General features: G+C 66.5%; 7 protein-coding genes and 3 pseudogenes. 6 read left to right on the top strand and 4 right to left on the bottom strand.

Annotated elements, in window-relative coordinates:
• Positions 1–111, top strand: a pseudogene (locus OKJ99_RS05965) (MerR family transcriptional regulator); the annotation flags it as partial.
• 228 nt (positions 112–339) lie between these two features.
• Here the strand turns inward: OKJ99_RS05965 and OKJ99_RS05960 are convergent.
• Positions 340–963 (bottom strand): TetR/AcrR family transcriptional regulator, encoded by a 624-nt coding sequence (locus OKJ99_RS05960; protein WP_326014697.1) that lies wholly within the window; start codon positions 961–963, stop codon positions 340–342.
• A 70-nt stretch (positions 964–1,033) separates the two neighbouring features.
• Between OKJ99_RS05960 and OKJ99_RS05955 the strand changes: the two genes are divergently transcribed.
• Entirely contained in the window at positions 1,034–1,927 is an 894-nt protein-coding gene (locus OKJ99_RS05955) for an NADP-dependent oxidoreductase (RefSeq protein WP_326014695.1), read from the top strand.
• 110 nt (positions 1,928–2,037) lie between these two features.
• Here the strand turns inward: OKJ99_RS05955 and OKJ99_RS05950 are convergent.
• Positions 2,038–2,340 (bottom strand): annotated as a pseudogene (locus OKJ99_RS05950) (IS110 family transposase); the annotation flags it as partial.
• Positions 2,341–2,686: 346 nt separating this feature from the next.
• Here OKJ99_RS05950 and OKJ99_RS05945 point away from each other — a divergent pair.
• Positions 2,687–6,013, top strand: a complete 3,327-nt coding sequence (locus OKJ99_RS05945) for an RHS repeat-associated core domain-containing protein (protein WP_326014694.1) — start codon at positions 2,687–2,689, stop codon at positions 6,011–6,013.
• A gap of 966 nt (positions 6,014–6,979) precedes the next feature.
• The gene (locus OKJ99_RS05940; protein ID WP_326014693.1) at positions 6,980–7,411 is read left to right on the top strand and encodes a hypothetical protein; all 432 of its coding nucleotides are present in this window, start codon (positions 6,980–6,982) and stop codon (positions 7,409–7,411) included.
• On the opposite strand, the gene OKJ99_RS05935 is transcribed toward OKJ99_RS05940, so the two are convergent.
• On the bottom strand, positions 7,400–8,191 hold the full coding sequence (locus OKJ99_RS05935) for an IS5 family transposase (RefSeq protein WP_326014692.1): 792 nt from the start codon (positions 8,189–8,191) through the stop codon (positions 7,400–7,402). The two genes, OKJ99_RS05940 and OKJ99_RS05935, sit on opposite strands and share 12 nt — an antisense overlap.
• 319 nt (positions 8,192–8,510) lie before the next feature.
• On the opposite strand from OKJ99_RS05935, the gene OKJ99_RS05930 reads away from it, so the two are divergent.
• Positions 8,511–9,197: an HAD family hydrolase gene (locus tag OKJ99_RS05930; protein WP_326014691.1), complete on the top strand. Its 687-nt coding sequence runs from the start codon at positions 8,511–8,513 to the stop codon at positions 9,195–9,197.
• Between the two features lie 7 nt (positions 9,198–9,204).
• Positions 9,205–9,417 (top strand): annotated as a pseudogene (locus tag OKJ99_RS05925) (IS5/IS1182 family transposase); the annotation flags it as partial.
• Between the two features lie 6 nt (positions 9,418–9,423).
• Here OKJ99_RS05925 and OKJ99_RS05920 read toward each other — a convergent pair.
• Positions 9,424–10,314, bottom strand: a complete 891-nt coding sequence (locus OKJ99_RS05920; RefSeq protein WP_326014690.1) for a thiopeptide-type bacteriocin biosynthesis protein — start codon at positions 10,312–10,314, stop codon at positions 9,424–9,426.
• Positions 10,315–10,414: the final 100 nt, after the last annotated feature.

Raw genomic sequence — 10,414 nt, 5'->3', positions numbered from 1 at the left:
GCCTGCCGCATCATCATCCTCGAGGACCAGCTCGAAGAAGCCCAACGCATCAACGCCCAATACCGCGCCGCCGAATCAGCCGAATCGAAGAAACCGACGGCCCCGGCCTGAGGCGCTGTAGGGTCCCGCGGCCGGTGTCGGAGAGCGCCCTCGTAGCCTGCAGCTTCTTCTGTGGTCTCACGTGGTGTCGGACGTCGGAGTCTCAACTTCGTGTCGTTTCCTCGGCGGTCCTTGCAGTCACCACCACCGCGCCATAGGCCAACAACGAGTTCGAGCAGACCATCGCCGCTTACCGCGGCGACGCCAACCTCCTGCGTCGCCGCGGTAAGCGACGCCTTCTCAGGCCCGCAGCCGCGACCCGTCGGATCCCCGGCGGCCGCTCGCCGACGGGCAGGTGACCTTCCAGGCTGCCTCGATCATGTGGAAGATCTCGTCCACCGCAGCCTGTGGGTCGACCGCTTCACGGGCCAGTGAATAGGCATCGATCACGAACCTCGCGATCGTGCGGCAGGCCGTCGCGCTCTGCTGCAGGTCGGGGGCGGCGACGAGCGCCGTTGCCAACGACTCCGCGTGGCGCAGCCGCATAGATTCCTCGTACTCCCGCAGGGCGGGCGACTCATCGATCAGGCGCCAGATCGGGGCGGCGCCGTTGGTCGTGCAATGGCGCACCAGGGCGTGGATCTCGCGGCGCAATGCAGGGATGAGTGGCTCGTGCTGTGCCCGATCGATGACTGCCTGCGTGAGGCGCTGCTCGAAATCGCCGTCCCGCTCGAACACCAGGGCCTCTTTCGAGGCGAAGTGGGAGAAAAGCGTGGTGACGGCCACGTCGGCCTCGGAGGCCACGTCCCGGATACCCACCGCGTCGTACCCGCGTTCCAGGAAGAGCCGCAGGGCGGTGTCAGCGATTTTCTGGCGGGTCGCGGCCTTCTTGCGCTCACGGCGTCCGGTCGTCGGCACGGTCATGCCATTACGCTACCAGATCCAAAATAGAAACCGTTACTAAACACTAACCGTTAGTGTTACGGTCGGCCGCATGAAGAAAGTGAGCTTCGCCGAGTTCGGCGGTCCAGAAGTTCTGCAACTCATCGATGCCGAGGAGCCCCAAGCGGGCCCCGGCCAGATACGCATCGCCGTGCGGGCGGCAGGCGTGAACCCCGTCGACTGGAGGATCCGCGAAGGCCAGGTCTTGGGGGCTCATCCGATCGAGCTGCCCTCCGGGGTCGGACTGGACGCCGCCGGGGTGGTGGACGAGGTCGGCGAGGACGTCGAAGGGATCGCGGTCGGCGACCACGTCTTCGGCGAAGGGGCAAGTACATATGCCGAGTTCGCCGTGCTGTCGGCCTGGGCCCGCATGCCCGAGGGGCTTTCGTTCGAAGAGGCGGCTGGCTACCCCTCCGTGGTCGAGACCGCGCTGCGCATCCTCCGCGAGGTCGGGGTGCGGTCTGGGCAGACGCTCCTGGTCAGCGGCGCGGCCGGCGGAGTCGGATCGGCGGTGCTGCAGATCGCCCGCGACCGCGGCATCACGGTCATCGGTACGGCCGGGGCCGCGAACCAGGACTACCTGCGCAGCCTGGGGGCCCTCGCCACGACGTACGACAAGGGCTGGGTCGAGCGGGTGCGGCAGCTCGGCCGTGTCGACGCGGCCCTCGACCTGGCCGGCTCGGGCGTAATCCGCGAGCTCGTCGAGCTGACCGGGGACCCACAGAAGGTGATCTCCATCGCCGATCTCGCTGCGCCGGAACTCGGTGTCCGATTCTCCGGCGCGGCCGGGAGCGTACCGGCCGCGCTCGCCGAAGCGGCCGACCTCATCTCGCGGGGCAAGCTCCACATCCCGATCGAGAAGTCGTACACGCTCGCCGAGGCCGCGGCGGCCCACATCGCCAGCCGCACCGGTCACACGCGCGGGCGCCGAGTTCTGGTCATTTAGAGCCGCTTCCGGCGCAGTCACACGGCCCGGCAAGTCGAATTCCTTGCAGCGACTTTGTCGGGGCCACCCGGCAGGTGTGCAACACACAAGGAGGGAGCCCCCCGCCGACCTGCGAATCTCATGGACGATGTCGGATCCGACTTGCGTGAGACGCTGTGCCGGTCGCGGTAGCGGGAAGCTGCCATCGGGTTGATCGCGAAGATCTGGCGCTTGCCCTGACGCAGCACCGCGACCAGCAGTCCCCGGGAGGTCTCGATTGCGACCGGGATGGGCGCGTCTTCGGTGTCGCCGCACTCGGTGAGCAGGTCGAGCAGGATCTTGTATCCGGCCGCGTCGTCGGTGATGTGCCGTTTGGCGAGTAACTCGCCGGTGTCGTCGACCAGGGCGATGTCTCCCTCGACGGGTGGAGGAATCCGCCCATCGGCAACCGGCTCACCGGCGAACCTTCTCGGTAACAACGACGCCCGCTATTCAGGCCATTCGCCCTCACCACTTCACTCTGGCTGCTGACAGCACGAAGTGAAGGTTCAACTTCCGCTCCTTGACGACCAATTCGCGCAATCCGCGTAGATCCGCGGGGCTGAAAGTCAAGGCAACCGTCATCGCGCTCCTAGGAGTTTGCTGTGAGGTGCTGCTTAGCCTGCGGGGACCCAGTGGCCGTAGGGGCCACTGGGATTTGTCTGCCTGAGGAGAAGCATGTCGTCACGTGCCCATGGCACGTCGTTCAGACGCGCCCGGATTCATGCAAGACGCACCGCCATGGCGGCCTCGGTCGCCGTGGCACTCACCGTGGGAGCAGTCCCGGCCCTGGCCGCCCCCGGCAACGCCGAGAAACCGGTCTCGGCCTGGGGCCAGGGCGATGAGAGGGCCAAGATGCCGCCCGTCAAGGTCGGCACGACCAAGGCCCCAGCCGCCGACGATGAAAAGGCGCCGTCCGCCGCGCTTGCGCAGTGGCGGGCCGCGCAGAAGGCTCGAGCCCACTCCGGCAAGAAGGCTCCAGAACCGACCGCGAAGGCACTCGCCGCGGCGGAGGCCGTGGTACCCAAGGGGCAGGGACAGGTGCCCTGGCACCAGATATCCGATGTCCAGGTCACCGACTCACTGGTGGCGCGCATCAACTACTCGTCCGGCAACCTGATGCTCGCGGCGACCGACCTCCAGGTCGCCGGTGTCGGCCAGCAGGTCCAGCTGACCCGCACGTACAACTCGATGGACGCACCCTGGGGCAAGATCTCGCAGCGCTGGTGGGCGAGCTACGAGCGGTACCTGCAGATCGAGACCGACAAGGTCACGCTCTACGACGTCACCGGCGGCTCGGTCTCCTTCACGAAGAAGACCGACGGCACCTTCACCACCCCCGAGGGCTACCGGCTGGACCTGAAGAAGACCTCCAGCGGCGAATACACGATCACCGAGCGCGGCTCCGGGCAGAAGGACACCTACAACGCCTCCGGCACCCTGCTCAAGATCAACGACCGCAACGGCGGCGAGATCACCGTCGAGCAGCACGACGACGGTACCGAGCACAAGGGCTTCAAGCTCACCGACAAGCGCTCAGGCCGCTTCGTCGACCTGCTCAAGACGAACGCCTCGCAGTGGCAGGCCAAGGACAACGCCAACCGTACCGTCGTTTACGACCTCAATCCGTCCGGCGACCTGGCCAAGACCACGGACACGGAGGGCAAGGCCACCAGCTTCGGCTACGACGCCGACCGCCGCCTGACGAAGATCACCACGCCGGAGGGCCGGGTCACGGTCTTCACCTACGACAGCCACAACCGCGTCACGTCGATGAAGCGGGCCACCGCCTTCGACGGCTCCGGTGAGACCGGCCCCACCTACAACTACCGCTACAGCAACGACACCCCGAACGCCGCGGGCACCACCACGGTGACCGACCCGGTCGGCGACTCCACCATCTACACCTACGAAGCCGACGGCGAGATCACCAAGGTGGTCGACGCGCTCGGGCACTCGCGCGCACGCACCTATGACGCGAACCGCAACGTCACCACCGCCGTCGATGCGATGGGAGTGGGCAGCACCCCAGGCAATGTCACCGCCTACGGCTGGGACGCCCGCTCCAACCCGACCTCGGCGAAGCTGCCGACCGGCGCGACCTCGTCGCTGACCGCGTACCAGACCATCGCGGGCGCCGACGTACCCGGCAAGGTCACCACCGCGGACGGCGTCTCGGTCGGCTACACCTACGACAGCGCGGGCAACACCACCAAAGAGACGGTCGCCGGCACCGAGGGCGGCACCCGCACCTTCACCTACAACCCGGCCACACCCACCTGCGGCGGCTTCGAGGGCCAGCGCTGCGAGGCCAAGGACGCCAACGGCAAGGCCACAAAGTTCACTTACGACGCCAAGGGCAACCTGACCAAGGTCACTCCGCCCAACCCGCTCGGCGTGATCACCTACACCTACGACGGCCTCGGCCGCCCCGAGACCATGCTCGACGGACGCGGCATCAAGACCGTCTACGTCTACGACAGCCTCAACCGCATCACCAAGGTCTCCAGCACCAACGGCACCGTCACGTACTCCTGGGACGGTGACGGCAACCTCAAGCAGCGCTCGGACTCCACCGGTGTGGTCAAGTACGACTTCGACCCGCTCAGCCGGGAGACCGTCCGCACCCTGCAGGACGGCTCACAGACGGTCCTGACCTATACGGCGGACGGGAACGTGGAGACCTACCACGACCCGAACGGCCTGATCCGCTACGCCTACAGCAAGACCAACAAGCTGGAGTCGCTCACCGACGCCTTCAACCAGAAGACCGGCTACGAGTACAACGCCAACGACGCCCGCACCAAGGTCAGTTACCCGGGCGGTACTGTCGTGTCCACCACTATGGACAAGGCGAACCGACCCACCGCCATCAAGGCAACCTCGGCCAAGGGCACTCTGATGGACCTGGCGTACACCTACACGTACACCAGCGGGGCCACCACCAAGGACGGCTCGAAGATCCGCACCCGGACCGACGCCGTAACCGGGCTCAAGCGGGCCTATACCTACGACTCCGCCGGGCGTCTGACGTTCACCAAGCAGACCAAGAACGGTGCAGACGACAACAGCTGGCTGTACTGCTACGACGGTGCGGGCAATCTCACCTCGCAGGGCATCGCCGCGGGCTGCCCCGGTGGCTCGACGTACACCTACAACGACGCCTCCCAGATCACCGGCAAGAACGGCTCGACGGCCAACTGGTCCTACGACGGCGCGGGTAACGAGACCTCAGCTGCTCCGACGGCGGAACTGACCCGCACTGGCCAGACGTGGAGCGACTACTCCCAGCTCACCTCGACCACCCAGGGCGGCACGACGCACAAGGCCCGCTACGGCAGCACGGACAGCTCCGAGCGCATCCAGTTCGGCAGCACGACCTTCCACAACGGGCCGGTGGGCCTGTCCGCCCAGACGGTCGACGGCGTAGACACCAACTTCACGCGTGAACCGGGCGGCACCCTCAACTCCTTCCGCACCAAGGACGCCACGTACTACTACCTCGCCGACGCCCTCGGTACGGTCGAGGCCGTGGTCAACGCGGACGGCGAGAAGGTCAACACGTACAGCTACAGCCCTCGTGGCGTGACAAGCACCAGCGAGAAGGTCCCGCAGCCGTACCGGTTCGCCGGCGGCTACCAGGACCCGAACGGCCTGTATCACTTCGGAGCCCGCTACTTCGACGCCAACCTCGGCCGCTTCACCCAGCCCGACCCCTCGGGCCTCGAAGCCAACCCGTACCTGTACGCCTCTGGTGACCCCACCAACATCATCGACCCCAGCGGCCTGTTCGGGTGGCCGGATATCGGTGAAGGACTCGGCGGCATCATTGGCACGGCCGTCGGCGTGGCGGCGGTGGCCACCGTGTGCGCTACAGGCGTCGGTTGCCTCGTGGCCGGGGCAGTAGTCGCCGGAGTCTCTGCTGGTTCCGGTGCGGCTATTGGCTCGACGATTGCTGGCGGAAGCCCCGAAGATCGCAGCGATGCCTTTCTCAACGGTTCACTCTGGGGAGCCACCGGCGGAATCGTAGGTGGGCCTCTCGCAAGGTCCCTCAGGCAGGGATTTTAGGGGGTAACCGAGCGCATGGCCCAATAGGGGTGCGCGAGACTACCAGTCTCGCGCGCCCCCTTTCGAGGGCTGAGCAAGCGAAAGGAAAAGAGTGAAGAGAAAGTCGCCAGAATTACGTGACCGCTGGTGGGGGGCGCTAGGGATGAGCGCGGTCGGCCTCCTCATCGCAGGGATGCCGAAACTGTTAGAGTCCGGCATCAGTACTGATCTTCTATTTTCTGCACTGCTAGGTATCGCAGCCGGCGGGGCCATCGGATTCCTTTTCCCTTCGATCCTGTTCCACACACGCATCCGACGGCCGCTTCCTCCCCCGCCTCCACACCCCCCGCTTCCTCCGCCCCCAATGAGTACAGACGAAAAACCTCCCGGAAGGCCATCCGCGACGCATACACATGTCGAGGATGCCCCGGAAGAGCCGGGTTGCGGCGAGGATCAGTGAGCGACCGCTTCGAACGCCCCGACACGGAGGTCACACCCTCGATAGCCGGCACCCACGCAATCAGGGCCGTGGCAAGATCAGCCCGTTCCTGCCACGGCCTTGTCTTGACCCTTGCGGGTCGAACGGACCCTGTCCGCATACAGTCCGCAAGACACCCGATCAAGACTGTCGCAACCCGTCGCCTCCAATCGATAAAAGGCCAGGTCAGCAACCTATGGCAAAGATCGCTACAGGTCACCGACCCGGCCGATTACTTGGACGACCAGAAGTTCGCACATCCTGTTCCCCACCCCCCTCGCGGCGAGAGGGGTGGCGAGGTGAGTCGACCGGGGCGCGGTGGTGAATACTGATCGCCCGCTCTGAATCGTCGTTAAGTACCTGTTGTCGTTCCGAACTTGATCGCTGAGTTTCTGATGGTGGGAGTGGCTTTCTGCCGGGCCAGGAAGGCATGTCTCGTCTGTGTTCTTTCTCGTTCGGGGTGGCTTGTGGCGTCGGTGTTGGGGTTGTTGGAGGCGAAGGAAGCGTCCATGCGGGAACGGGCCGAGCTGCTGCGCTCAGAGCTCGAGGAAACCGAGCGGGAGGTGGAACGGCTGGTGACCGCGCGGGAGATGGTGAGCCAGGTGTTGTCCCAGCCGCAGGAGACGGGCTCGCAGGAGGCGCTGGCCTGCCCGGATGGACTCCAGACGGTGCCGAAGCGGGGCTCGGTGGTGCCGCATCGCCGGGAGGGCCTCGGTGCGGGCGTGCTCGCACCGGACTACCAGAGGATCATGTCGGTGCCTGCCTCTGGGGCGCCTCAAGGCGGACTGCGGGCCAAGGACTTGGCTCAGTTGCTGGATCTCGAGCTGGTCCCCGCGAAGATCGAGGGTCTCAGGGCGAGGTTGAAGCGCCTGGTGGAACGGGGCTGGGTGGTGCAGTCGGCATCCGGGATGTTCGCGGCGGCGAGCGTGTCAGCCGGGTGAGTGCGGCCGGCGCCGGGCCAGGCGACGCCCCATGAGCACGGTCATCGACCACATCACCATCGCCTCGCTGGTGGTGGGCAGGCGTTCGTAGTCGCGGACCAGGCGTCGGCGGTGCATCAGCCGGGCCAGGGTGCGCTCGACGCACCACCGCCGGGGCAGCACGGTGAAGCCGGTGCTGTCGTCGGGGCGTTTGACGACGGTCAGGGCCATGGCAAGGTGTTCGCGGGCGAAGTCAACGAGCCGGCCGCCATAGCCGCCGTCGGCCCAGATGAGTGTGATCTTGTGGTGGAGTCGGCGGAGTTGTTCCAGCAGCGGCAGGCCGGCATCGCGGTCCTGGACGTTCGCGCCGGTCACCAGCACGAGCAGCATCCCGAGACTGTCCACGCTGATGTGCCGCTTGCGGCCGCCCACCTTCTTGCCGTTGTCCCAGCCGCGGGTTGAGGCGCCGACGGTCTCCGCGGCCCGCACGGACTGCGAGTCGACGATCGCCGCCGTCGGTTCCGCCGACCGCCCTTCGGCGTGACGCACCTGGCCGCGGAGCCGGTGGTGGAACTCGGCGATCAGTCCTTGCTCGCGCCAGCGGCGGAAGAACGCATAGACCGCGCTCCAGGCCGGAAAATCGACCGTCATCGCCCGCCACTTGATGCCGTTGTCGAGGAGATAGCGCACCGCATCGAGCATCTGGCGGTGGCAGTAGCCCTCCGGCTGTCCGCCCCGGCCCTCCAGCCAGGCCGGAACTGGCAGCAGCAGTCGGACCGTCTCCCATTCCGCGTCCGTCATATCGGACGGATAGCGCCGAACATGCTCGGGATGATCGGCTGCGTTTCCGAACCGGTGGGCGACACAACCACACGACGGGGCAGCCGAGTTGAACTCCACCGGCATCGGCGCGTAGAACTGCGGCAACAGGGTCTCCTGGAACTCGGCTGGCTTCGCAACCCCGAGCTACCAAGAGGCCCTGCCTTCATGCCCGGACCACCCCAACATCACCCGACTCAGAACCCCGTTCGACTCGCCAGGCTCCACGATCGGTACAACAACGGCCACTAAGGCTTTTCCCGCAAACTGCCTGCTCAGGGCCTGATGGCATGATCGAAGCGTGATCAGTGAACCCGGCCAGCCTGGTGCGATGAGGTATGTCCTGTTTGATGTCGATGGCACGTTGATCGATGCCGTGGACAATCAGCGCCTGGTCTGGCGAACGTGGGCAGAGCGATACGGACTGGACCCCGATGAGGTCTACCGAGTGGCGCTACGGACGAGGCCGATGGAGACCTTCGCGCAGGTCGCTCCGGACCGGGACGCTCAGAAATGCCTGGCCGCACTGCACGAGCTGGAGGACGACGACGTCCGCACCGGCACCTATACGGCTTTCGACGGTGCCTCGGAGCTGCTGAACGCTCTGCGGCCCGGGGCCTGGGCACTGGTGACGTCGAACTACGAGCACCGGGTACGTGGACGATTCGCGCGGACGGGTCTGCCGGTCCCGGAAGTCCTCGTGGACGCCGCCGCGGTGGAGGAAGGCAAGCCGTCGCCGGTGCCGTATCTGCAGGCCGCCGCGCGACTTGGTGCCCAACCGGAGGACTGCCTGGTCATCGAGGACGCCCCTTCCGGGGTGCAGTCCGGGCTGCGTGCCGGGATGACCGTGTGGGGCGTCACCACCCCCGCAGCGGTGGACGGCGTGCACCGCCATTTCGACACCTTGCACGACGCGGTCCGCGACATCCTCGCCTTCGTCTCCGGGCCCCACCCTCACCGGCCGGAGGATTCCACCACAGCGCAATGATCTTGCTGTGGCTGGTGTGATCACGGCGTCGGAGCCGTCTTGGACAGTCCCGTTTACCGGGCTGAGCCCGCTCCGGTTCACGAAGCTGGTGACGGCACTGCGTCGCACGGGAGTCGATGCCACCCGCCGGGGCAGGCCGTGGAGCCTGCCGCTGGCGGACAGAGTGCTGCTGGTCACGGCGTACTGGCGCACGAACTTGACGATGCGCCAGCTCGCCCCGTAGCGCTCAGGCGGCTTCGAGCACCATAGTGCGGGCGGCGTGCGCCAGGATGGCTTGAGTCTTTCCGGCCAGTCCCAGGCGGTTCCAGTGGAAGAGCACGTGGTATGCGAGCGATTCCCGTAGGCCCCGTCGGAGACGCTTGGCACCGGCGGCGTCAGAGAGCGTGCTCCCAGCTTCGGCGAACGCTTCCACCCATAGGCCCTGAGAGGCGAGCGGGCCGTTCCCTCCGAGCAAACCTCCTGACGGTTTCGTATCGGTGGTGGCAAGGGAGTGGACCGCCTCTCGCAGCAGGCCAACTTCCACGGGGGCCACACCGGGGGGCAGTGGGCGGTCCTGACACACGCGGTCCCAGACGTCCCCCTGCTCGTACCACTCCAGGCCCGCTCCACGCATCAAGGTCGACAGGAGCAGCACGGACATCTCCCGGCGGCCGAGAGGTGGTTCGTTGCCGGTGGCGTAGGTGGTGAGGATGTGGGTGCTGTCGGCATGGAACAAGGCGTGGGCGATATCCATGCCGACGGGTCCGCCGAAGGCCGCGGTCTCGGGCTCGTAGACGGCGGTCGTCCAGCTGTTGATCCGGTGGCGGAGGGACATGGCACCCAGATCGAGGCTGATGGCGTTGCGCATCTCGGCAGGCTCGATCTCAGGGCAGGGAAGGAAGCGCATGCGCCAGCCGGGCGGCTTGCGTATGAACCACCATTGGGCGAGGAGCCCTTGGTCCTGGGCATTCTGGAGGAGCGGCAGCAAGTGATCGTGGACGACCCGGTCGGGGACAGTCCCGTCGTGGAACTGGACACGGGTCATGAACCACCCGCGGTAGGTCTCCTGATCGGCCAGCGCGGCGTGCCCAGCCTGTTGGAAGAGGGCGAGCGCGTCGTCCAGTTCGCTCTGGTCCATCCCGATCGCGTGGGCGACGTCATCTAGGACTTGTCCGGCCGATCAAGGTCGGCCCAGGGGGTTCTGCAAGGATGCTGTGATGCAGCACATGCCGGATGAC

The organism is Streptomyces endophyticus (assembly GCF_035798155.1).
GTDB classification, from domain to species: Bacteria; Actinomycetota; Actinomycetes; order Streptomycetales; family Streptomycetaceae; genus Streptomyces; species Streptomyces endophyticus.
Note: the sequence above shows the minus strand (reverse complement) of the source record. Positions and strands in the feature narration are given on the sequence as shown.

What these genes read in the sequence shown, in the direction of transcription:
- OKJ99_RS05920 (WP_326014690.1), bottom strand. Translation starts at nt 10,314, where the DNA reads ATGGACCAGAGCGAACTGGACGACGCGCTCGCCCTCTTCCAACAGGCT.
- OKJ99_RS05945 (WP_326014694.1), top strand. Translation starts at nt 2,687, where the DNA reads ATGGCGGCCTCGGTCGCCGTGGCACTCACCGTGGGAGCAGTCCCGGCC.
- OKJ99_RS05935 (WP_326014692.1), bottom strand. Translation starts at nt 8,191, where the DNA reads ATGACGGACGCGGAATGGGAGACGGTCCGACTGCTGCTGCCAGTTCCG.
- OKJ99_RS05940 (WP_326014693.1), top strand. Translation starts at nt 6,980, where the DNA reads ATGCGGGAACGGGCCGAGCTGCTGCGCTCAGAGCTCGAGGAAACCGAG.
- OKJ99_RS05955 (WP_326014695.1), top strand. Translation starts at nt 1,034, where the DNA reads ATGAAGAAAGTGAGCTTCGCCGAGTTCGGCGGTCCAGAAGTTCTGCAA.
- OKJ99_RS05960 (WP_326014697.1), bottom strand. Translation starts at nt 963, where the DNA reads ATGACCGTGCCGACGACCGGACGCCGTGAGCGCAAGAAGGCCGCGACC.